Below are 23251 nucleotides of genomic sequence, written 5' to 3' on the forward strand. Positions count from 1 at the left end.
TATTTTTTTTGTTATAATTAGCAAGATTTTTATTAAATAAGGAGAGGTAATGAAAAAAATCATTTTTGCTTCAATCACTGCTTTTGCTGTAATTGTAAGTGGATGTGCTACAAAAAATACAACTGTAAGCAGTTCTAGTAGTGTAGATGGTTCTAAGGGAAGCGGCGGATCGGATAGATTTGAAAATTTAGAGTCTTTAAATTCTGTTTCTAGTGTTTATTTTGATTTTGACAAATTTAATGTTAGAAGTGATATGCAAAAAGTTGTAGCAAATAATGCTAAAATTTTTAATGGTGAGGCTGCAAATTCTGCTATCGTTGTTGAAGGAAACTGCGATGAGTGGGGTACTGATGAGTATAATCAAGCTCTTGGATTAAAAAGAGCAAAAGCTGTAAAAGAATCTTTAGTAGCTCAAGGTGTTAATGCTGATAGAATTAGTGTTAAAAGCTACGGAGAAACTAATCCTGTATGCACTGAAAGAACAAAAGCTTGCGATGCTCAAAATCGTCGTGCTGAATTTAAAATAGCAAAATAATTTTTTAATCAAAATATGAAATTTAAATTATTTTCAGTAGCTCTTTTAGGAGCTACTTTTTTACATGCTGAAATTTCAGCTTTTGATGCAGGAAAAGTAGATAGCAAAACACCTTATGGCTTAACTCAAAATGAAAAACTTCAATATGAAAACCAAGAACGCTTAAGAGCATTAAATGAGTATTATACAAATTTAACCAACAAACTTAACACAGCAGTGGAAAATATAGAAGGCTTGCAAAGTGTTACCGAAGGCTTAAATGCTCAGTATTCTAAAGCAAATACTAGATTGCTTTCTTTAGAAGAAAGTCATCAAAATTTAGATTCTAATGTCACTCAAGAGATACAAAATTTAAGAGCTTATATAGAAGAAAGCAGAAAAATTCAAGAAAAAAATTATCAAGAAATTCAAAAAATTTTAAGCGAAATGACTGCAGTGGTAAATAAAATCAATGCAGATTATGTTTCTCAAAGTGATATGAATCAAAGTATAATGTTTTTTCAGTCTGAAATTTCAAAAGTCCAACAAGACAATAAAACATCTTTAAAACCATTGATTATCAATGATAACAACAAAACTCAGATAAATCAAGAATTAAACACTACTGATGATAATGCAACCCAAGAAGTAGTTAAAATCAAAGATGATAGTTGGAAAAAATTACAATCAAATGAAATTTTAAAGAAAGCAATTGATGAAGTAAATAAAAATCAATTTGATGATGCAAAAGAAAAATTTGAACACTTAATAAGCATCCATTATAAACCTGCTAGATCTACTTTTTGGTTAGGTGAAATTCAATACAAACAGCAAGATTATGCAGGTGCATTAGGGTTTTATAAAAAGAGTTCAGCTATAAGCACTAAAGGTGATTATGTACCAAAATTGCTTTATCATACGGCAATTAGTTTGGATAAAGTTGGAGATACAAAATCAGCAAATAAATTTTACAAAGCTTTAAAAACAGCTTATCCAGATAGTCCTGAAGCAAAAGCTTCGCCAGATAGAAAATAAACAAAGGAGTAAAAATGGCGATAGAAAAAAATAGTGTAGTTTCTATGTTTTATGAGTTAAAAGATGCAAATACAAATGAGATTTTAGAGTCAAATATTCATGCAGAGCCTATATCTTTTATTTTAGGTAAAGGTCAAATTTTAGAAGGTCTTGAAGAAGAAATTCAAAAATTAGATGCTCCTTGTAATAAAGACATTGTTGTTAAAAAAGAACAAGCTTTAGGTGAATATGATGCAAATGCTTTACAAACTTTACCAAAAGAACAATTTGCAGGAATTGATTTGCAAGTTGGTATGGAGCTTTTTGGAGAAGGTGAAGATGGTGCAACCGTAAGAGTGATAGTAAGAGAAATTACTGATAATGAAGTAACTATTGATTATAACCATGCTTACGCAGGTAAAGATTTGTTATTTTCTTTAAATATAGTTGATGTAAGACCTGCTACTGAAGATGAAATTTTAACAGGTATTGTTGCAGGTAGTAGAAGTTGTGGATGTGCTAGTGGAGGACATCATGATCATCACCATGGCGGCGGTGGATGCTGCGGTGGTGGCCATGGCCATGGTGGCGGCGGTGGATGTTGTGGGGGACATCATCACTAATGAATAGCGCATTTATATTTCCTGGTCAAGGCTCTCAAAGCTTTGGCATGGGGCTTAGTTTTTATGAAAATTCTAAAAAAGCTAAAGAATTATTAGATAATGCTAGTGATTTTTGTAAAATTGATTTTAAAAATTTACTTTTTAAAGAAAATGATGATTTAAACAAAAGCGAATTTACTCAAATGGCTATAGTTTTAAATTCTTTAATGGCATATGAGGCTTTAAATGAAAATATTTCATTAAGGACTAATTATGCTTTAGGGCATTCTTTGGGTGAATTTAGTGCTTTAGCAGTGCAAGGTGCATTTGATTTTTTAGAAGTGATTTCTTTGGTTAATAAACGCGGAATTTTTATGCAAGAAGATTGTTCTAAAATAGAAGCTGGTATGATGGTGGTTTTAGGCTTAAAAGATGAAGTAGTAGAAGAAATTTGTTATAAAGCTCAGCAAAATGGTAAGAAAATATACGCAGCTAATTATAATTGCCAAGGGCAAATTGTAGTTGCAGGATTAAAGCCTGATTTGATTTTAGCTGAGGCAGAATTTAAAGAAGCTGGAGCTAAACGAGCTATGCTTTTAAATATGAGTGTAGCAAGCCATTGCCCGCTTTTAAAAGAAGCTTCATTAAAATTAACACAAGAATTAAAAAGTATTTTAAAATCTGATTTTAATCAAGTTGTTTCCAATGTAAATGCAACAATTTATACTAACAAAGATCAAGCTTTGCAATTATTAAGCGATCAACTGATTAAACCTGTGCTTTACAAACAAAGCATACAAAACATAGATGAAAAGATTGATTTTTATATAGAATTTGGTGCTAGTGTTTTAAAAGGATTAAATAAAAAAATTAGCCAAAAAGAAACATATGCTTTAAGTAAAATGCAAGATATAGACGAAGTATTAAAGGTTTTGAAATGAAAATTGCAATTTTAGGCGCTATGCCAGAAGAGATTACCCCTTTATTGGAAACTTTAAAAGATTATGAAACTATAAATTATGCTAATAATACTTATTATTTAGCAAAGTATAAAAATCATGACTTGGTTATTGCTTATTCTAAGATAGGTAAAGTAAATTCCACTCTTAGTGCTAGTATAATGATAGAAAAATTTAAAGCAGAAATCTTGCTTTTTACTGGTGTTGCAGGTGCGTTTAATCCAAATTTAGACATAGGTGATTTAATCTATGCTACAAAGTTAGCTCAATATGATTTAGATATAACTGCTTTTGGACATCCATTGGGTTATGTTCCTGGTAATGAAATTTTTATAAAAACAGATGAGAAATTAAATAATCTAGCTTTAGAAGTTGCAAAAGAATTAAATATTAAAATTCAATCAGGCATTATAGCCACTGGAGATGAATTTATTTGCGATGAAAACAAAAAAGCAAAAATAAGAGAGATTTTTAATGCTGATGCTTGTGAAATGGAAGGAGCTAGTGTAGCCTTAGTTTGTGATGCTTTAAAAATTCCTTGTCTTATATTAAGATCAATGAGCGATAAAGCTGGTGAAAAGGCTGAATTCGATTTTGATGAATTTGTAGAAAAATCAGCAAGAATTTCAGCTAATTTTGTATTAAAAATGTGCGATAAATTATGATAAATCTTAGCAAAAGACTCATTAGAGAAGTAGCTAAGGCTAATGCTAAATTTTCTCTTATAGAAGATAAAGATAAAGTTTTATTAGGGCTTAGTGGGGGTAAAGATTCTTTAGCTTTAGCCCATCTTTTATCGCGTATGCAAAAACATGCTCCTTTTAAATTTGAACTTAAAGCTGTAACTTTAAGCTATGGTATGGGGGAAGATTATACTAAGTTGCATAATCACTGCAAAGAATATGGCATAGATCATGAAGTGATTGATTCTAATATATATGAAATTTCTGGTGATACTATAAGAAAAAATTCTAGCTTTTGTAGTTATTTTTCTAGGATGCGAAGAGGTGCTTTATATACTTATGCGTTAGAAAATGGATACAATAAACTTGCTATAGCCCATCATTTAGATGATGCAGTGGAAAGTTTTTTTATGAATTTTATTTACAATGGATCTTTAAGAAGCCTAGCTCCAAAATACAAAAGCAAAAGAGGTATAGAGGTGATTAGACCTTTGATATTTGTAAGAGAAAGACAGCTTAGAGAAAATGCTATAAATAATGAGCTAGAAGTTATAGGTAATGAGTTTTGTCCTGGTATGAAACTTAGTGAAAAAAATGTTAAATTTCCACACGCTAGAGAAGAAGCAAAACAGCTTTTAGCAAATTTAGAAAAAGAAAACCCAAAATTATTTACTAGTTTAAAGACTGCATTTAGTAATATACATTTAAATAGTTTTTTTATAAATGAGTAAGCTTTTAGTTGTAGTAGATTATCAAAATGATTTTATAGATGGTAGTTTGGGTTTTGCTCAAGCTGCTAAAATCAAAGACAATATACTCTTTCTTTTGCAAAATCACCGAGGTGATATAGTTTTTACTTTCGATACACACGAAAAAGATTATTTAGACACTCAAGAAGGTAAAAATATCCCTGTTTATCATTGTTTAAAAGACACAAATGGCTGGAATATGCCAAAAGAATTTGATATATATTTAAAACATGCCAAACACATTTTTTATAAAAATACTTTTGGAAGTTTAGAATTTGCAAATTTTTTAAGAGCTAATTTTTATGAAAGTATTGAATTTTGCGGCTTGGTTTCGCATATTTGCGTTTTTAGCAATATTATTTTAGCTCAAAGTGCGAGTTGTAATTCTGAAATTTTATTACATCAAAAAGCTTGTGCAGGTTTTGATGAAAAATTAGAGCAAAGTGCTTTTGAAATCTTAAGATCTTATGGTGTGAAGATTGTATAATGCAAGGATATATTTTACACACTCAAAGTGTAAAAGATGAAGATTTAATTGTAAATATATTAAGCCCCAAACAAGTGGTTAAATCCTATCGTTTTTATGGAATGAGACATTCAAATATTTTAAATGGCTATAAGATAGATTTTGAATTAGAAGAAAGCTCAAGATTTTTGCCTAGATTAAAAGATGTTTTACATATTGGTTTTTCTTGGATTTTAGATAGAGAAAAAATGTTTTTTTGGCAAGAATTTATTAGACTTTTTTATTGGCACTTAAAAGATGTAGAAAATTTAGACTCTTTTTATTTTGAGCTTTTGGATGAGTGCGCTAAACGCTTTGAAAAGCAAGATTGTAAAAGAGTAATAGTAGATGCGTATTTGAAAATTTTAAATTATGAAGGTCGTTTACATAAAGAATTTGTCTGTTTTGCTTGTGATGAACAGATAATGCAAGATGTAGTTTTAATTAGAGCTTTTTTGCCAGCTCATAGTAAGTGTGTATTTGGTTATGAATTTAATCCTAGACATTTATGCCATTTTTATGAAAAACAAAATTCATCGCATATGTGCGATGAAGAAATTGATAAATTATATAAGATTATCAAAGAGGGGTTTTAAGAGTAATATCATACATTGTAATCGCCTCTTGTCTTAATCTTGCGATAATATCAACATTATTAGCGCAAGCATCTTTGAAAATATCTTCCTTGCTATTTTCTATACTTTTTAGCAACTTGCTAAGTTGATGTTGTGAATCTTGGATACAAGAACTAATGCATTTTGGCTTTTGTTCTTGTAAAATTTGTTCAAAATTTAAAGTTTGATTGTTGAGTTTTGAAGCATGTGCTGCAAGGTTGTTTGCACTTGTTCTAATCCCTTCTACTGCTTTACAAATTCCTTTTGAACTAATATGAGCTCCCATTAACCTTCCTTGTTTTATGGTATCTCTTCATTATATTGCTTGTCATTAAACAAGCAAAAATCATTCCTTATTGAAAAATTCTCTCATACAATCTCGCATAATTTGAGGGTCGTTAATGCGATTTACTTGATCTCTAAAATTTGAAGCATCTTCAAGTCCTTTGGAGTATTCATGTAAATGCTTTCTAAAAATACTAACACCTTGTTCTTTGTAGTGTTTTAACATTTCTTCAAAATGAGCAAAAATGATTTCATTTTTAGTTTTTTTATCTATTTTTACACCTTGCTTGATTTCATAAAAAATCCAAGGTTTGCCTATACTAGCTCTTCCTATCATTAATGCATCGCATTTAGTTTTGTTAAATACTTCTTGAGCATTTAAAGCATCTATATCGCCATTTGCAACTAAAGGAATTTTGATATTTTCTTTAGCTAGTGCTATGGCTTCATAATCAGCATTTCCGCTATACATTTGCTTTCTTGTTCGACCATGCATACTGATAAAATCAACCCCAGCATTTTCACAAGCTTTGGCTATACAGATAGGATCTTTTTTATCATACCCCAATCTTACTTTAACGCTTGTTGTTTTTTTCTTGCTTGTTTTTTTAATGAGTTCTAAAATTTTTTGCAATTTATCAAGATCTTGCAAAAGAGCACTTCCTGCGCATTGTTTTATGACCTTATTTACAGGGCAACCACAATTAAAATCAATTCCATCTATAAAATCAAAACGATTTAAGATTTCTACAGCTTGTTTAATGATTTTTTCATCTGATCCTGCAATTTGAACTATATAAGGATTTTCAAGTTCGGCTTTTTGTAGCATTTTTAAAGTTTTTTCACTTTCATACACTAAAGCATTCGAGCTGATCATCTCGCTAATTGTAACATCAGCTCCAAATTGCTTTACTAAATTACGCAAAGGTAAGTCAGAAAATCCAGCCATAGGAGCTAAAAATAAAGGTTTTTGCTTAAAATCAATCATTGTATCATTTTATCTAAATCAAATTTTTTATTATGTTCTTTTAAAAATAATACAAGTCTAAAATCTTTAAATTCTTGTTGATCATTGCCTAATTCACTCATTAATTCTTCATACATACCAAATTCAGCCAAAATATAGTAATATGCTCTAAAAGCTTGTGCGTGAGTATCTTTGATCTTTTTAAATAAAACTATTAAATTTTGAGGTTCTATTTTTTTACAAAGAATTTTTGCACTTTGTAAAAATATTTGCTCATTGATTTCATTCATACTTAGTAAAATTTCTATTTCAGCAAGTGAAAGTTCTAAATTTCCCAATTCATAGCGTTGAAAAAGGGTTAAAATATCTTCTTGAGTTTTTTGAATTTTTAAGCTTTTTATTTTACCATAAGGGGCTTGTTTTAAAATTTCTTTATAAGCACTAATGTCTAAATCATTGTTTAATTTTTCTTTATTTTTTAAGTATGAAAATGCATAATCATAGTCTTTGCTGAAGTGATTTTTCTCATTGAGTATGAAAATTTCATTATTATAATCTAATTTATATTTTTTAAGATCTACAAAAGATCCATTATAAATTTCATTTAAAATATCAATAATAATATCAATTTTTTCATTTTGCACTTTTTCTTTAAATACTAAAGTTTTGGTAATTTTTTCTATATCTTGGAATTCTTGGGTTTTAAATTTAACTTTAGCATTTTTTTTGAGTAATAAATTTTCGATTAAATTTTCATAGTTTTTACTATCTTTTATAAGATTTTTAAATTGCAAATGTTTTAAAAAGCCATAAAAACTCATATGTAAAAGTGCTAATATCATTAAAATAAAAGCAGGTAAAATAATCCATATACTAATAGGCAAAGTAAGTTCAAAAGTAGAAAGAGTAAAAGTATAATCACCTAAATTTAAATTATAAGCTAAAGCGGCGATGATTAAAAGATAAATCAAACTTGCAAAGAAAAACAATTTTACTTTCATATTTCTTTCCTTTTTTCTAAATTTTCACGACAATTAATACAATATTTTGCATGAGGTTTGACTTTCAATCTTTCAGGATGAATGTATTCCTCGCAATATTCGCAAATTCCATAGGTGTTGTTGTCTATTTTACTTAATGAAAGCTTAATTTCATTTAATTCTTTTTTTAAATTTTCATTTATAGTAAAATCAATGTGTGAGCTATTGTCAATTTGTTGCATATCTACTTCATCGCGTGGTTCGCTACTGTGGAGATTGTTGATATTAGTTATATTGCCTTGAAGCTCTTGTAAAATTTCTTCTTGTCTTTTTTCAAGAATATTTTTAAATTCTTCAAGTTGTAATTCTTGCATAAATGCTCCTATTTGTGGTATGGATGGTTTGTATTAATGCAAAATGCTCGATAAATTTGTTCTAAAAGCATTGTTTTTGCAAATTTATGTGCTAAGGTCATTTTGCTCAAAGCTATATTTATGTCCATTTGATCAAGAAAAGTTTTTTCAAAGCCATATGCTCCACCTATGAAAAAAGAAATTTCATTTTTATCTTGTAAAAACGAAGCAAATTCAGCACTTGTAAATTCTTTTCCTTTTTCATCCAAGGCTATACAAAAACCTTTCTTGTATGGATTTAAAGCTTGAGTGTAAGCTTTTTTTGCTTCATTGGCATTGGTGTTTTGTGCGTTGGCTATTTTGTTATTAAAAATACATATTTGGTTAAAATTTGCAAATTTTTTTATAAGCTTGGTGTAATGTTCATCAAACTTATAAAATTCATCATTATTGTTTTTTTGTATGCTAATAATTTGAATTTGCATTTTTAATTTTTAGAAAAAAATTTTAAAAAATCACCGATAAATTTTTTATGATCATTTCTTTCTACTATGGCATCGATTAAGCCATGTTCAAGTAAAAATTCAGCTCTTTGAAAACCTTCAGGTAAATCAGCTCCTATGGTTTGTTTAATAACTCTTGCACCAGCAAAGCCTACTAAAGCTCCAGGTTCAGCTATGATAATATCTCCAAGCCATGCAAAAGATGCGCTTACTCCACCCATAGTAGGATCGGTTAATACTGAAATAAAAGGCAATTTTTCTTCAGCTAAAAGTTTTAATGCCGCACTTGTTTTACTCATTTGCATTAAAGAGTAAGTGCTTTCTTGCATTCTAGCGCCACCACTAGCACTTACAATTACTACAGGAGTCTTTTTTTCTATCGCTCTTTCTATCGCTCTTAAAATTTTTTCACCCTCAACTGAACCTAAACTTCCACCCATAAAAGAAAAATCAAAAACAACAAGCTGAGTTTTTACCCCATCTATAGTGCATTCTCCGCTTATAAGAGCACTTTTTCTACCTGTTTTTTCTTCATTTTCTGCTAATCTTTTTTTATAAGATTTACTATCAACAAATTTTAAAGGATCTATAGCATGTAAATCTTTATCCATTTCTATAAAAGAGCCTTCATCACTTAGTAATTCTATGCGTTTTAATGGAGAAAGTCTCATGTGAAAATTGCATTTTGGGCAAACATTATAAGAAGTTTCTATTTCTTTATAGTACATTAGTGCATGACAAGAATTACATTTTACCCAGTGATTTGGTGCTTCATTTGGGGTTGCTTGTTTGCGTCTTATACTAGAAAAAATATCTAAAAAATTCATCATCTCTACCTAAAATAAAATTTCAAAATTATAACAAGATTTTAAAATCTTGCACCCAACATAAATTCAAATTCGCTTAAATCATCATTTGATTTAGTATTAAATGGTTTAGCAAAAACTAAATTTAAAGCCCCAAGTGGTGTTAGCCATTCAAAACCCACTCCGGTGCTCCATCTTTGAATTTGAGTGATCGAGCTTTCTCCTATAGTACCATAATCAAAAAAGACACTTCCTCTAAGTTTGATTCTATCAAATATAGGAAAACTAAGCTCTACAGAATTTGCAAATGCTATAGTTCCTCCAGTCTCATCTCCCCATGCATTTTTAGGACTAACACTTCTTCTATCAAAACCTCGAATCGTTCCTATACCACCTAGGTATAATTTTTCATTAATTGGTAAATATCCTTGATCCCATACCTTGTAAAAACTTGCTTTATAACGATAAATTAAATCCCAGCCTATATAATCTTCTAAACCTTGATAATAATTAAATTTACTAGTTGAGCTAATAAATTTTTGATCCCCACCTAATCCTGCATATTCTAAAGTAGTAGAAGCGATAAAACCAGATCTTGGTAAATAATAATCATCTGTATTGTTAAATACAATCGATGGAGCAATAGAACTTTTATAGCTTTTTCCTAATTTATAACCTTGATTGATCAAACGATCACTTAAATGATAAATATCACTTTGTTCAAGATTATAAGTAAGATCTACACTAGTGTATCTTCCTAAAGATTTACCTACGCTAATATCAAAACCATAATTTCTTTCATCATAGCTATCCCATTCAAAACGATCTGAATATAAAGATCCCCCAAGTGAATAATCACTATCATTAACTCTTGGATTTTTTAAAGCTACTCTTCCTGATAAAGTTTCATCGCCTTTATCGATGCTAACACTACCTTTCATACCAGAACCTAAAATGTTTGCATCAGATAAAGAAGCACTAAGTAAAATTCCATCACTTGTGCCATAGCCAATACCACCTGATATAGCTCCAGTTGAAGCTTCTTTAACTTCAACTATCAAGTCCATATGAGTATCATCAACTCTTTGTTCTTTGATATCTACATTTTCAAAATAAGCAGTTCTTCTTAATGCATTGCGTGAATCTATCAAATCTGTTCGGTTGTAAAGATTTCCTTCGGTTAGGTAAAGCTCTCTACGAATGACTCTATCGACTGTTTTTGTATTACCTGAAATTTCAACATTTCTTATATAAACTTTTTCATTCGGTATGACTTTAAAAATTATTATAGCTTCATGTTTTTCTTTGTCTTTTTGAATATCTGGTATAACTTGAGTATAAGCATAACCTAAATCAGCAGTTTTTGTTTCTATTGTTTTTATATCTTTTCTTAATTTTTCTATATTGACTTTTTTTCCTATGCTTAGCTCAAGATCTTTTGCTAATTTTTTATTTTCTTCCTCGCTAAAAACAGGATTGTAAATTTGAATATCTTTGACTTTATAAATTTCACCTTCGTTAATAAAATAGGTTAAATCAGCTTGGTAAGTATCAGTATAAGTTTTTAAAAATGCTGGAGATACGCTAACATCTAAATAACCTTCTTTTAAATATACATCAGAGATTCTTGAGCTATCGCTTTCTAAATCAAAAATTTTAAGTTTTCCATCATTAAATCCCCACATCCAACCTAACAATTCTCTTTGTTTGTTTGCAACAGCTGGTTCTATGTCTGAATAATCTAATTTTTTAGCTCCGCTTAAATGGATATTTTCTATGATAATATTTTCACCACGATTAACGATAAAAGTGACTTTTAAAGCATTAGAATTACTAAGTTTTTCATTTTTTGTTTCTACTACGGTATCATAAAAACCTTTGGCTTGATAGAAAAGTTTTATTTTTTCTATAGATTCTTTAATGGAATTTTCATCATATAAAAGGCCAGGTTTTAAGCCCACAAGATTTTCTATTTGTTTTCTATCATTACTTGCGATTCCTTGTATGTCTATTTTTCCAATAGAAGGCTTTTCAACTACTTTAAAAATAATCACTCCATTATTTTCTTCTACAACTATATCTTTAAAATAATTTCTGCTAAAAAGATTTTTAACAGCTGTGTCTATGCTTGCAGCACTAATTTTTTGTCCAATTTTTAATTTTGAAATCGCTAAAGCACTTTCTTTGGAAAGTTGAGATAAACCTTCAAATTTAATTTCTTTAATAGTAGATGCACAAAGTGAACTCGATAGTGCAAAAAATACAAACCATTTTTTCATTAGTAATTACCTAAAAAATTTATATACAAAAGCGTTATAATAGCAAAATATTTTTAATCAATAGTTTTTAAGGCGAAATTATGAAAGTAGGTATAGTTGGACTTGGTTTAATAGGTGGTTCTTTGGGTATTAGTTTAAGAGAAAATAAGCTTATTGATATAGTTTGTGGATATGATATTAATAAGGAATTTGAGCAAATTGCACTAGAAAAAAAATTAGTAGATAAAATAGTAGATTTTGAAAAAATTAAACAATGTGATGTGATTTTTTTAGCCATTCCTGTAGATGCAATTATTAGCATTTTAAAGGATTTAGAAGATGTTACTCAAGATTGCACTATTATTGAGCTTGGAAGTACAAAACAAGAGCTTATAAAAAATTTATCCATTAATTTAAAAAGTCATTTTATAGCAGCTCACCCTATGGCTGGGACTGAAAATAGTGGTCCAAATGCTGCGGTTAAAGATTTATATAAAAATGCAGTTTGCATACTCTGTGATATCGAAAATGCTACACATTTACACCAAAAAAGAGCTATAGAAATTTTTTCTGATTTAGGGATGAAATTAGTATTTATGGATAGTATATCTCATGATCATCATACAGCTATTATCTCTCATTTGCCACATGTAATTAGTTTTTCTTTGGCAAATTTTGTCATGAAAGAAGAAAATAAAAAAAATATAGCTCATCTTGGAGGTCCTTCTTTTAAAGATATGTGTAGAATTGCTAAGTCAAATCCAAAAATGTGGAGTGGAATTTTTCAACAAAATAAGCAAAATTTGTTAAATTGCATAGCTTTGTTTCAAAAAGAATTACAAGAATGTAAAGAAATGATAGAAAAAAGTGATGCTCATGAACTTCAAACTTGGATAAAAGATGCAAATAAATTAAGAGAAATTTTATAATTTTATCTACTAATTTACTCTTAATTTGCTATAGAATAATATATTGTATAGTAAAAATTAAATTTTTAAGAATTGAAGGTAGAAATGGTTTTTGCTCGTAAAAGATCAAATAAAAAATGGTTTTTCTTGGTATTTTTGGTGCTCATTGTTATAGTTGCTTTTGTTTTAAATACAGGATGGTTTGAAAGAGGAGCTCCTATTATAAAAACCAAATCAGATGTCATATATAGCAATTTAAATGATCCAATTACTATAGAAATTGATGATAAAATAACCCTAAAAGATGTAAAAGTAACTTTATTTAAAGACAATGAACTAAATGGCCAAATTTTAGTCAATGAAAAAGTTCAAGGAAAAAAGAAAAATATACGCTTTGATTTAAAACTTCCAAAATTAGCTTATAAAGAAAAAATAAATTCATATAAGCTTTTAATCGAAGCTAGCGATAATAGCTTTTGGAATCTTTTCTTGGGAAATATTGCCTCTAAAGAGATAAAAATCATAGTAGATACAAAAAATCCTACAGTAGATATTATAAATAATTCTTATCAGATAGAACAAGGTGGAGTAGGTAGTGTAGTATTTAAAGCAAGTGATGAAAATTTAGAAGATGTGTATATAACAACCGATAAAGATAGGATATTTAAAGTAATTCCTTTTGTTAAAGAAGGATATTATACAGCATTGATTCCTTGGGATGTTAAAGATGAAAATTTTAGAGCTTATGTTGTAGCTAAGGATAAAGCAGGAAATATCAATAAACAAAGAATTAGATACTATTTTGCTAATAAAAAATACCGAGTATCTAATATAAAATTAAGTGATAAATTTATAGATGGTAAAATTGAATTTTTAGCTCAAAAACATGCCCCAAAAGATAAAGAATTAACTAGACTTGAAAAATTTAAATTTGTCAATGAAGATTTAAGAAATTCTAATGAAGTATTGATACATGAAATTACAAGTAAAGTTCCAGATGGTATGATTAATAATTTCAAGATCAATCTTTTTATACCTTTAAAAAATGCTCAAAAAGTAGCTGATTATGCTGATCATAGATTTTATTCTTATAATAATGAACCTTTAAGTAATTCTTATCATATGGGGCTTGATTTAGCTAGTGTTAAAGAAGCTCCTATTGTTAGTAATAACGATGGTGAAGTTGTCTTTGTCCAAGAAAATGGAATTTATGGATTAAATATCATTGTTTATCATGGTTTTGGAATTTATACTCTTTATGGGCATTGTACTGATGTGAATGTGCATGTAGGAGATAAAGTCAAAGCAGGAGAGATTATAGGAACTACTGGAACTACAGGTTTAGCACTTGGAGATCATGTGCATTTTGGAGTCTTGGTTCAAGGAGTTGAGGTGCGTCCTGAGCAATGGCAGGATGCAAAATGGATAAGAGATAATATATATAATGTCTTAAATTCAAGTAAGAAAAAAATTTTGAGTGAATAAGATGAATCAAACAACTATAGCAAAGATTGTAAAAGGCGTAGGCATAGGCTTGCATAAAGGAGAACCAATTAGTATTCAACTAGAGCCATTAGAGGCAAATAGTGGCATAGTTTTTTATAGAAGTGATCTTGGAATTTCTTATGAAGCTAAACCTCAAAATGTTATTGATACAAAAATGGCCACAGTAATAGGAGATCAAAGAGGATATATTTCAACTATAGAGCATTTAATGAGTGCTATTAATGCTTATGGTATAGATAATATTCGTATTGTATTAAGCGCTAATGAGGCTCCTGTTATGGATGGTAGCAGTATAGGTTTTTGTATGATGCTTGATGAAGCGGGTTTAAAAGAGCTTGATGAGGTAAAGAAAATTTTAGTGATTAAAAAAACTATTGAAGTTAAAGAAGGTAATAAATTTGTTCGTTTAAGTCCTACAGATATGCCTATTATAAACTATACCATAGAATTTGATAATCCTATCATAGGAAAACAAAATTATTGTTTTGAATTTAGCAAGCAAAATTATATCGAGCAAATAGCAAGAGCTAGGACTTTTGGTTTTTTAAAAGATGTTCAAGCGTTAAGAGCTATGAATTTAGGTCTTGGTGGAAGTTTGGAAAATGCTGTTGTAATTGATGATAATCGTATTTTAAATCCTGAAGGTTTGCGTTTTAAAGATGAGTTTGTGCGTCATAAAATTTTAGATGCCATTGGAGATTTGACTTTGCTTGGATATAGAGTTTTTGGAGATTATACTTCCTATGCAGGTTCGCATAAACTTAATCATCTTTTAACAAAAGAATTATTAAAAGATTCTAGTGCATATGAAGTAGTAAGCTTAGAAAAAAGCACTCAAAAAGTCTATGAAAAGGTTTTTGCATAAAAAAGATTACTTTGCTTTTAAATGCTATTTCTAAGCCTTTAATGCTTGGAATTTATGAAAATGAGAATTTGCTAGAGCTTATTGAAAATGATTTAAAAGTAAGTGAAATTTTACCCAAAATAATGCAAGAAATACTTTTGAAATATGAGCTTGAAAAATTAATTTATGTTCATGGACCAGGTTCGTATATGGGTATTAAGATTAGCTATGTATCGTTTAAAACTTTAGCTATTGTTAAAAATATACCTTTGTTAGCCATAAATGCTTTTGAGTTAAATAATAACGAGCCAATACCAGCTAATAAACATTTGTGTTTTGTAAAAAATGAAAAAGGTGATATTTGCTTACAAAAAGCACAAGCTGGGAAATTTTTTATGCCGCAAAGTTTGAAAAATTTAAATTTGAGTGAGGATAATACTCCTTTTTATGTCTTAGACGCAATTAATTGAGGTTTAAATGAAAATTTTAGTTCCTGCTACAAGTGCCAATTTAGGTCCAGGGTTTGATTGTCTAGGTTTAAGTTTAAGATATTTTAATCAAACCATAGTAGAAAAATCAAAATTTTTTAGTATTAGCGTGCATGGAGAAGGTGAAAATAATATATACCTTAAAAAAAATAATACTTTTGTTAATATTTTTAATGAAATTTATCAAAGATTAAGCGGTAAAAAAGAAAATTTTCGTTTTATTTTTTACAATAAAATTCCTTTATCAAGAGGTATGGGGAGTTCTTCTGCTGTTATTGTAGCAGCTATTGCTTGTGCTTATGGTATGAGTGGTTTTAAGATAGATAAAAATACCATTTTAAACGAAGCTTTAAAATTTGAAAATCATCCAGATAATATAGCTCCAGCTACACTTGGTGGTTTTGTGTGCTCGATAGTACAAAATGATAAAGTTTTAGCCATTAAAAAAAATATAGATAAAGATTTAAAAGCTATCATTACCATACCAAATGTGCCTATGAATACTCAAAAATCAAGATCAGTTTTAGCAAAAAAAATCAATTTTAGTGAAGGGGTTTTTAATCTTTGTCATTCTTCATTTTTAACCGCATGTTTTTTAGAAAAAAAATATGATTTATTAAAATATGCTAGTTTGGATAAGCTTCATCAAGAACAAAGAATGAAAATTTTGCCTGATTTATTTGAAGTACAAAAAATTTCTTTGCAAAATAATGCCCTTATGAGCACACTTTCAGGCTCAGGCTCAAGCTTTTTTACCTTAGCTTATAATGATGATGCAAAAAATATTCAAGAAAAGCTTAAAAATAAATTTGGTAACTTTCGAGTTAAGCTTTTGGATTTTGACAATGAAGGCTTTAAAATTTGCTAAAAATTTAAAAAAAAAGATATAATTTTGAAAAATCATATACCCATTAGAATGTGCATTGCATGCAAAGGTCGTTTCGAGAAACAAAGTTTATACCAATTTCAAATTAAAAACTCTCAAATTATTACAAAAGTAGAATTTGGAAGAAGTTTGTATATTTGCAATTTGTGTTTAAATAAAGATGACAAGACCTTGCAAAAAACTTTTTTAAAAGTTAGTAAGGGTAGTTTTGGTGGTAGTGTAAAACAGCAGGAATTAAAGGAGATATTTTTTAATGGCAGATGTAAAGATTAGCGAGATAGCTCAAGAATTAGGATACTCAAGCAAAGAGATCATAGAAAAAGCAGTTGAAATGGGCTTAGAAGATATAAAATCACCCAATAAGAAAGTATCTTCTGAAATAGCAGTAGCTATATATGAGTATGTTCAATCTGGTAAAATTTTAGATGTGGTTAAAAAAATGCAAAAACCTAAAAAAGAAAGCACTACAAAAAAAACCATCAAAAAAGAAGAAGAACCCAAAAAACAAGAGAAAAAAACTAGCAAAAAAGAACCCAAAACTAGTACTAAAATCCCTCAAATAAAAGAAGAAAAAGTAGCAACAATTGCAAATCCTATCAAAGAAGAAATTACCCAAAAAGAAAAAGAAGAAATTAAATTAGAAGAAAAATTAGGTTCAAATTTGAATTTAGCTAAACGAAGAGGTTTGGTTATTGTTAAAAAGAAAAAAGAAGAAGTTAAAGAAAATTTAGCCCAAAAAGAAGAAAAGCCAACTCAAAATACTCAAGGTTTAAGTTTGAGTATGATTTTTTCTAATTCTGATGAGAATTTAAAGAAAAAGAAAAAAGAAAAAAAACCTCATCATCCAGTTGCAAGTAAAAAAGAAAATACTACCAAAATGGATCTTTTAGGCGATAAAGATTTTGCTGAAATTTCATTAGATGATGAAGATGAAGTGGTTTTACCTGATTTTAGTGTTCAAGAGCAACAAAAACCAAGTGCAAATTTAAACAAAAAACAACCAAGTGTTTTAAGACAATCTTTAAATAATTCTATCAATCCTTTTGGCGAAGGTGGAATTCAAAGAAGAAGTCGTAAAAAACCACCTAAAAAGATAGAAAAAAAAGAAAGTGAAGCTATAACAAGTGTTAATATACCTAAAGAAATTCGCGTTTATGAATTTGCTGATAAAATAGGCAAAAATACAGGTGAGATCATTTCAAAGCTTTTTATGCTAGGACTTATGACTACTAAGAATGATTTCTTAGATGAGGCTGCTATAGAAATTTTAGCTGAAGAATTTGGTATAGAGATTAATATAATAGACGAAGCAAATGAATTTGACTATGTAAAAGATTATGATGAAAATCAAGTAGAAGAAAATTTAAGCCAAAGAGCACCAGTTATTACTATTATGGGACATGTTGATCATGGTAAAACTTCTTTACTTGATTTTATAAGAAAATCTCGTATCGCAAGTGGTGAAGCAGGTGGCATAACTCAGCATGTTGGTGCTTATATGGTAGAAAAAAATGGAAGAAAAATAACCTTTATAGATACTCCAGGTCATGAAGCTTTTACAGCTATGCGTGCAAGAGGAGCTAGTATAACAGATATTGTTATTATAGTTGTTGCAGCTGATGATGGAGTAAAACCACAAACCAAAGAAGCTATAAATCACGCAAAAGCTGCTAATGTGCCTATAATCATAGCAATAAATAAAATGGATAAAGAAAATGCAAATCCAGATATGGTAAAAACTCAGCTTGCTGAAATGGAAATAATGCCAGTAGAATGGGGTGGATCTTATGAATTTGTCCCTGTTTCAGCTAAAAAAGGTGATGGTATAGAAGATTTGCTTGAGATAGTTTTACTCCAAGCTGATATTTTAGAATTAAAAGCAAATCCTAAAACTAAAGCAAAAGCTAGTATCATAGAATCTTCAGTTCAAAAAGGTAGAGGTCCTGTAGCTACTATAATAGTTCAAAATGGAACTTTAAAAGTTGGAGATACTATGGTAGCTGGTGTTGCTTATGGTAAAGTTCGTGCTATGAGTGATGATCAAGGAAAACCTTTAAAAGAAATAAAACCAGGTGAATGTGGAGTTATCATAGGACTTAGTGAAGTAGCTGATGCAGGTGAAACTTTAATAGTTGTAGATAGTGATAAACAAGCAAGAGAATATGCAAATAAACGCCATGAGTATAATCGCCAAAAAGAACTTAGCAAATCAACAAAAGTAAGTATAGATGAACTTGGAGATAAGATTAAAGAAGGAAGTTTAAAAGCATTGCCTGTAATTTTAAAAGCCGATGTTCAAGGATCTTTAGAGGCGCTTAAGGCTAGTTTAGAAAAACTTAGAAATGATGAAATTAAAGTAAATATTATACATAGCGGAGTAGGTGGCATAACGCAAAGCGATATAGAGCTTGCAAGTGCTAGTGAAAATTCTATTATCATAGGTTTTAATATACGCCCAACTGGAGAGATTAAAGAGCGTGCTAAAGATAAGGGTGTAGAAATAAAAACTTATAATGTAATTTATAATTTATTAGACGATGTTAAAGCTTTACTTGGTGGTATGATGAGTCCTATCATCTCAGAAGAGCAACTTGGCCAAGCTGAAATTCGTCAAGTTATAAATGTGCCAAAACTAGGTCAAATAGCAGGATGTATGGTAACAGAAGGCACTATAAATCGTGGAGCTAAGATAAGACTTATTAGAGAAGGTGTTGTAGTATATGAGGGCAATGTAAGCTCACTTAAACGCTTTAAAGATGATGTAAAAGAAGTAGCAAAAGGCTATGAATGTGGTGTAGGTATAGAAGGATGTAATGATATGAGAGTGGGTGATTATATAGAAAGCTATAAAGAAGTTGAGGAAAAAGTAAGCTTATGAATCCATCAGAGATTAAAAAGCTTCGCACAGAAAGCATTTTAAAAGAGCTTATACCTGAAGCTTTATCAAATTTAGATAATGCAAATTTAAAAAATTTATGCGTTGTTGATGTGGAGTGTAAAAAAGGTAGATATGATGCCTTTGTATATTTAGATAAGATGTTTTTTAATACTCATGAACAAGAAATTATATTAAATCAGCTTAAAAAAGCTTCAAAAGCTTTGCAAAATTATTGTATGAGTGAGCAAGGATGGTATAGATGTCCGAATTTTCATTTTAAATTTGATGATAGATTAGAGTATCAAAACCATATGGATGCACTTTTTGAAAAGATAAAAAAGGAAAGAAATGAATCTTGAAGCTTTGTGCAAAGAAGTCGGACTTAGTTTTTATGATGATGAGTTGGTAAGTGAAAATGGTAAAAAAATTTATAGAATTTATGTGCAAAAAGAAGGTGGTGTAAGGCTTGATGATTGTGCTAAGTTAAGTGAAATTTTATCACCTATTTTTGATGTAGAACCGCCTATAAATGGAGAATATTTTTTAGAAGTTTCAAGCTGTGGGCTTGAGAGAAAATTAAGCAAATTAGATCATTTTGCAAAAAGTATAAATGAACTCGTAAAAATCACTACAAATGAAAAAGAAAAAATCGAGGCAAAAATACTTTCTGTTGAAAATGAAAATATAATTTTAGAAAACTTAGAAACTCAAGAAAAAACTACTATAAATTTTAATGATATAAAAAAAGCTAAAACTTTTGTGCAGTGGTGATAAATTAAAATATAAATATTTACCAAATTAATATATAACAACTTATTAATTTATTATATAAACTATAATTTTTTCAATTGTCTATAAATAGACATAATGTTTAGTTTTTAAGTGCTGAAGCTATTTTTTAACTTAAGGAGCGATAATGACCACAGAAGAATTAGGTTTAAAATTAAAGGATATGTATGAAAATGCACCCAAAGGAAATAAAGTTACTTATATTCATTATTTTGGTATTAAATTTGCAGAAGAAATTAGAAAAAATAGTCTCAATGAAATTGTTAAATATGCAAATATACCTGAAAGTTATGCAACTGAAATAGCAAAGGCTATTTCTTTAGCTGATGTGTTAAATCAAAACAATATAATCCAATATAATCACAATGGTTATAAAAATAAAACAAATCAAAATATTCCAAGGTTAAATCAAATTCTTTATGGGCCTCCAGGGACAGGAAAAACTTATCATACTATAGATAGAGCTTTAGAAATTTTAGGCGAAAATTTAGAAAATAGATATGATAAAAAAGCGAAATTTGACGAGTATGTAAAAAATGGACAAATAGTTTTTACTACTTTTCATCAAAGTTATGGATATGAAGAATTTGTAGAAGGTATAAAACCTATAATAGATAATGATGAAAATTCTCAAGAAGTAAAATATGATATAAAAGATGGAATTTTTAAAAATCTTTGTAAAAAAGCTTTGGAAAATAGAGATAGTATAAAAAGTTTTAATTTTTATATAAATGATTTGAAAGAAAAAGCGAAAGAAGATAGCAATAATCCAGAAAAATATTTTAAATTGCCAAATACAAAATATTCTATTCAATATAGAGGTGGAAAAACATTTAGAATTAAATTTGATGATATGAGTAAAAATCATAAAGATTATCCGGTAAATATAGATAATATAGAAAAATTATATAAAACTTCTAGTGTAGATGAAATATATAATTTAGCGTATGTTAGAGCTATATTAAATTATTTAAAATCGCAAGGTTTAAGAGATTATGAAGAAAAAGATGAAAAAACAAATTTACCTTACATAATCATCATAGATGAGATTAATCGTGGTAATGTAAGTAAGATTTTCGGTGAGCTTATAACCTTAATAGAGCCTAGTAAAAGGATAGGTGAGCCAGAAGAGTTAAAGGTGAGATTGCCTTATAGTGGTGAAGAATTTGGAGTGCCTAAAAATGTTTATATCATAGGGACTATGAATACAGCCGATAGAAGCATCACTTCACTTGATACAGCTTTAAGAAGACGCTTTGAATTTGTAGAGATGATGCCAAACTTCATCTTGCTTAATAATATTTTTGTTTGTAAGGATGTAAAAAATCCTAATAAAGACGAATATTATCTAGGTGAAGATGCTAAAACAGAAGGTTACGCTGAAATACTTCAAAATATTTTAATAAGTATAAACAAAAGAATTGAATTTTTACTAGATAGAGAAAAAACTATAGGACATGCGTTTTTTATAAGTGAAGCTGTTAAATTTGATAAAAATAATTGGATTAAGCCTGATGAATATGAAAAAGATTGGTATGTTTTGAGTATTTCAAAATTAAAAAGTATTTTTCAAAACAAAATAATTCCACTTTTGCAAGAGTATTTTTACAATGATTATGCATTGATAAATATGGTTTTAAATGATAATGGTATGATTTTTGAAAATAAAAAAGATGATAAATATCTTCAAAAAATAAAAAATCTAGATAGTGTTGATAGCGAGAGAAGTATTTACAATATTGTTTCATTTGATGATGAAATTTGGGATAAAATAGAAATATATCAAGCAATTTATGATGATAAAATAGCAAATAGATTAAAAAACGAAAATGAATAGCACTTTTTCCATCATAGAACACCAAGCTTTTTCTAAAGAAGATTTAAAAGAAATTTTCAAAGAAAAGGCTGAAATTTTTTATGAAGAATTAGAAAATTTTGCCAAAGATAATGAAAATTTTTTAGGATTTAAAAATAAAAATACCTTAAAAGCTAAAAATTATGTTGGCATTATACAAACAAAAAGCGGTGTTTTAGAAATTTTACCAAAATGCACGGATTTAGATAGTTATAAAGAAGATGATTCTTCAAGTCACGATAAAGAAAAACTAAAAAAATACTACAAATTGGATAATACACCTAAAAATTATGATTTTTATGGAGAAAATTTTAAATTTAATCCTAAAATTCTTTTAATCAATATGCTAAAAACTTTAAAAAATTCTCCATTTAAAAAATCTCAAATTTCATCTTTGCAAATTTCTAAAATGCCTTTGTTTGAGATTTTCATTAAGATGTTTTTAGATGAGTTTGATAGTGTTATTACAAAAGGTTTAAAAAGAGATTATGTAAGTGTTGAAGAAAATAGAGCTTTTTTGAAAGGAAAGCTGCTTTTTAATGAAAATATTAAACAAAATTTAGTCCATAAAGAAAGATTTTTTACCCAAAGTGATGAATTTATTTTGGATATAGCTCCAAATCGTTTGATAAAATCAACACTAAATTTTTTAAAATCAAAAACAACTATGTATAAATTCAAAATCACAAAAGCTTTGCAAATGCTAGATGAGGTGGAATTTTCTACAAATTATGCAAAAGACTTTGATTATAAAATTTCAAGACATTTTGATTATTATGAAAATATACTTTCTTGGTGTAAAATTTTTTTACAAAATCAAAGCTTTACACCTTATAAAGGTCAAAAAGAAGCTTTTGCCTTGCTTTTTCCTATGGAGAAAATCTTTGAAGATTATGTAGCTTATATGTTTAAATTTGCAAATCCAAATAAAAATATCAAAACTCAAAGTAGTGGGAAGTATTTAATCTCAAAAAATGGCGAAAATTGTTTTATGCTAAAGCCTGATTTGTATATAGAAGATGAAATGATTTTAGATACCAAATGGAAAATTCCAGATCAAAATAGTGAAGATAAAAAGCATGGCATAGCACAGAGTGATTTGTATCAAATGTTTGCTTATGCTTGTAAATTTAAGATAAATGATATAAAGCTTGTTTATCCACTTTGTGAAAGAACAAATGAGCTAAAAAACAGAATAAAAGAATTAGAATTTAAAGCAAATGATCATTTATACTTTGAAAGTGAAAAATGTGGTATAAAGGTGCAAATATTTTTTGCACCTTTACCTTTTTGAAATTTTCTAAA

The 23251-nt window shown here is 28.6% G+C and carries 25 protein-coding genes and 2 pseudogenes; 20 read left to right on the forward strand and 7 right to left on the reverse strand.

Annotated elements, in window-relative coordinates:
- Positions 1–49 precede the first annotated feature (49 nt).
- Genes pal through recO form a run of 8 tightly spaced genes read left to right on the forward strand, consistent with a single transcriptional unit; the run spans position 50 to position 5622 of the window.
- Positions 50–535 carry a peptidoglycan-associated lipoprotein Pal gene (pal, locus tag CVOLT_RS00975; protein ID WP_039665041.1) on the forward strand — a complete coding sequence of 162 codons (486 nt, stop codon included), beginning with the start codon at positions 50–52 and terminating at the stop codon, positions 533–535.
- 15 nt (positions 536–550) lie between these two features.
- Entirely contained in the window at positions 551–1549 is a 999-nt protein-coding gene (locus CVOLT_RS00980) for a Tol-Pal system protein YbgF (RefSeq protein ID WP_039665042.1), read from the forward strand.
- Positions 1550–1563: 14 nt separating this feature from the next.
- A complete protein-coding gene (locus CVOLT_RS00985; RefSeq protein WP_039665043.1) occupies positions 1564–2151 on the forward strand; it encodes an FKBP-type peptidyl-prolyl cis-trans isomerase in 588 nt (195 codons plus the stop codon).
- A complete protein-coding gene (gene fabD / locus CVOLT_RS00990) occupies positions 2151–3071 on the forward strand; it encodes an ACP S-malonyltransferase (RefSeq protein WP_039665044.1) in 921 nt (306 codons plus the stop codon). Before CVOLT_RS00985 ends, fabD begins: the two co-directional genes overlap by 1 nt.
- Positions 3068–3754 (forward strand): 5'-methylthioadenosine / S-adenosylhomocysteine nucleosidase / 6-amino-6-deoxyfutalosine hydrolase, encoded by a 687-nt coding sequence (locus tag CVOLT_RS00995; RefSeq protein WP_039665045.1) that lies wholly within the window; start codon positions 3068–3070, stop codon positions 3752–3754. The genes fabD and CVOLT_RS00995 overlap by 4 nt, the downstream gene beginning before the upstream one ends.
- Positions 3751–4503 carry a PP-loop family protein gene (locus CVOLT_RS01000; protein ID WP_039665046.1) on the forward strand — a complete coding sequence of 251 codons (753 nt, stop codon included), beginning with the start codon at positions 3751–3753 and terminating at the stop codon, positions 4501–4503. Before CVOLT_RS00995 ends, CVOLT_RS01000 begins: the two co-directional genes overlap by 4 nt.
- Positions 4496–5008 carry a cysteine hydrolase family protein gene (locus CVOLT_RS01005; protein ID WP_039665047.1) on the forward strand — a complete coding sequence of 171 codons (513 nt, stop codon included), beginning with the start codon at positions 4496–4498 and terminating at the stop codon, positions 5006–5008. The genes CVOLT_RS01000 and CVOLT_RS01005 overlap by 8 nt, the downstream gene beginning before the upstream one ends.
- Positions 5008–5622: a recombination protein RecO gene (recO, locus tag CVOLT_RS01010; RefSeq protein ID WP_039665048.1), complete on the forward strand. Its 615-nt coding sequence runs from the start codon at positions 5008–5010 to the stop codon at positions 5620–5622. The genes CVOLT_RS01005 and recO overlap by 1 nt, the downstream gene beginning before the upstream one ends.
- Here the strand turns inward: recO and CVOLT_RS01015 are convergent.
- Genes CVOLT_RS01015 through bamA form a run of 7 tightly spaced genes read right to left on the reverse strand, consistent with a single transcriptional unit; the run spans position 5606 to position 11813 of the window.
- Entirely contained in the window at positions 5606–5926 is a 321-nt protein-coding gene (locus tag CVOLT_RS01015; protein WP_039665049.1) for a hypothetical protein, read from the reverse strand. The genes recO and CVOLT_RS01015 overlap by 17 nt on opposite strands.
- A 60-nt stretch (positions 5927–5986) precedes the next feature.
- Positions 5987–6913 carry a tRNA dihydrouridine synthase gene (locus tag CVOLT_RS01020; protein ID WP_039665050.1) on the reverse strand — a complete coding sequence of 309 codons (927 nt, stop codon included), beginning with the start codon at positions 6911–6913 and terminating at the stop codon, positions 5987–5989.
- A complete protein-coding gene (locus tag CVOLT_RS01025) occupies positions 6910–7893 on the reverse strand; it encodes a hypothetical protein (protein WP_039665051.1) in 984 nt (327 codons plus the stop codon). The genes CVOLT_RS01020 and CVOLT_RS01025 overlap by 4 nt, the downstream gene beginning before the upstream one ends.
- The gene (gene dksA / locus CVOLT_RS01030) at positions 7890–8246 is read right to left on the reverse strand and encodes an RNA polymerase-binding protein DksA (protein WP_039665052.1); all 357 of its coding nucleotides are present in this window, start codon (positions 8244–8246) and stop codon (positions 7890–7892) included. The genes CVOLT_RS01025 and dksA overlap by 4 nt, the downstream gene beginning before the upstream one ends.
- An 8-nt stretch (positions 8247–8254) precedes the next feature.
- A complete protein-coding gene (locus CVOLT_RS01035) occupies positions 8255–8710 on the reverse strand; it encodes a 23S rRNA (pseudouridine(1915)-N(3))-methyltransferase RlmH (protein WP_039665053.1) in 456 nt (151 codons plus the stop codon).
- 2 nt (positions 8711–8712) lie between these two features.
- A complete protein-coding gene (gene accD, locus CVOLT_RS01040) occupies positions 8713–9555 on the reverse strand; it encodes an acetyl-CoA carboxylase, carboxyltransferase subunit beta (protein WP_039665054.1) in 843 nt (280 codons plus the stop codon).
- A 41-nt stretch (positions 9556–9596) separates the two neighbouring features.
- The gene (gene bamA, locus CVOLT_RS01045) at positions 9597–11813 is read right to left on the reverse strand and encodes an outer membrane protein assembly factor BamA (protein WP_039665055.1); all 2217 of its coding nucleotides are present in this window, start codon (positions 11811–11813) and stop codon (positions 9597–9599) included.
- Between the two features lie 80 nt (positions 11814–11893).
- Here bamA and CVOLT_RS01050 point away from each other — a divergent pair, with 80 nt between their 5' ends.
- The 12 genes and pseudogenes from CVOLT_RS01050 to CVOLT_RS01100 all read left to right on the forward strand — a co-directional run bounded on the left by CVOLT_RS01050 (position 11894) and on the right by CVOLT_RS01100 (position 23240).
- Positions 11894–12721: a chorismate mutase / prephenate dehydrogenase gene (locus tag CVOLT_RS01050; protein ID WP_039665056.1), complete on the forward strand. Its 828-nt coding sequence runs from the start codon at positions 11894–11896 to the stop codon at positions 12719–12721.
- Positions 12722–12805: 84 nt separating this feature from the next.
- Positions 12806–14185: a peptidoglycan metallopeptidase Pgp6 gene (pgp6, locus tag CVOLT_RS01055; RefSeq protein WP_039665057.1), complete on the forward strand. Its 1380-nt coding sequence runs from the start codon at positions 12806–12808 to the stop codon at positions 14183–14185.
- Position 14186: 1 nt separating this feature from the next.
- The gene (gene lpxC, locus CVOLT_RS01060; protein ID WP_039665058.1) at positions 14187–15071 is read left to right on the forward strand and encodes a UDP-3-O-acyl-N-acetylglucosamine deacetylase; all 885 of its coding nucleotides are present in this window, start codon (positions 14187–14189) and stop codon (positions 15069–15071) included.
- Positions 15072–15112: 41 nt separating this feature from the next.
- Positions 15113–15520, forward strand: a complete 408-nt coding sequence (locus CVOLT_RS01065) for a glycoprotease (protein ID WP_039666220.1) — start codon at positions 15113–15115, stop codon at positions 15518–15520.
- Between the two features lie 7 nt (positions 15521–15527).
- Positions 15528–16406: a homoserine kinase gene (gene thrB, locus CVOLT_RS01070; protein WP_039665059.1), complete on the forward strand. Its 879-nt coding sequence runs from the start codon at positions 15528–15530 to the stop codon at positions 16404–16406.
- A 24-nt stretch (positions 16407–16430) separates the two neighbouring features.
- On the forward strand, positions 16431–16697 hold the full coding sequence (locus CVOLT_RS01075) for a YlxR family protein (protein ID WP_084059194.1): 267 nt from the start codon (positions 16431–16433) through the stop codon (positions 16695–16697).
- Positions 16678–19302 carry a translation initiation factor IF-2 gene (gene infB, locus CVOLT_RS01080; protein WP_039665061.1) on the forward strand — a complete coding sequence of 875 codons (2625 nt, stop codon included), beginning with the start codon at positions 16678–16680 and terminating at the stop codon, positions 19300–19302. The genes CVOLT_RS01075 and infB overlap by 20 nt, the downstream gene beginning before the upstream one ends.
- Positions 19299–19661, forward strand: coding sequence for a 30S ribosome-binding factor RbfA (gene rbfA / locus CVOLT_RS01085; protein WP_039665062.1), 363 nt, complete (start codon positions 19299–19301; stop codon positions 19659–19661). The genes infB and rbfA overlap by 4 nt, the downstream gene beginning before the upstream one ends.
- Entirely contained in the window at positions 19651–20073 is a 423-nt protein-coding gene (gene rimP, locus CVOLT_RS01090) for a ribosome maturation factor RimP (RefSeq protein WP_039665063.1), read from the forward strand. The genes rbfA and rimP overlap by 11 nt, the downstream gene beginning before the upstream one ends.
- A gap of 145 nt (positions 20074–20218) precedes the next feature.
- Positions 20219–20416: pseudogene (locus tag CVOLT_RS08195) on the forward strand (HTH-like domain-containing protein); the annotation flags it as partial.
- A 111-nt stretch (positions 20417–20527) separates the two neighbouring features.
- Positions 20528–21928: pseudogene (locus tag CVOLT_RS01095) on the forward strand (McrB family protein); the annotation flags it as partial.
- Positions 21921–23240 carry an McrBC 5-methylcytosine restriction system, component McrC gene (locus CVOLT_RS01100; RefSeq protein ID WP_039665064.1) on the forward strand — a complete coding sequence of 440 codons (1320 nt, stop codon included), beginning with the start codon at positions 21921–21923 and terminating at the stop codon, positions 23238–23240. The pseudogene CVOLT_RS01095 and the gene CVOLT_RS01100, both read left to right, overlap by 8 nt.
- Positions 23241–23251: the final 11 nt, after the last annotated feature.

The organism is Campylobacter volucris (genome assembly GCF_008245045.1).
Lineage (GTDB): Bacteria > Campylobacterota > Campylobacteria > Campylobacterales > Campylobacteraceae > Campylobacter_D > Campylobacter_D volucris.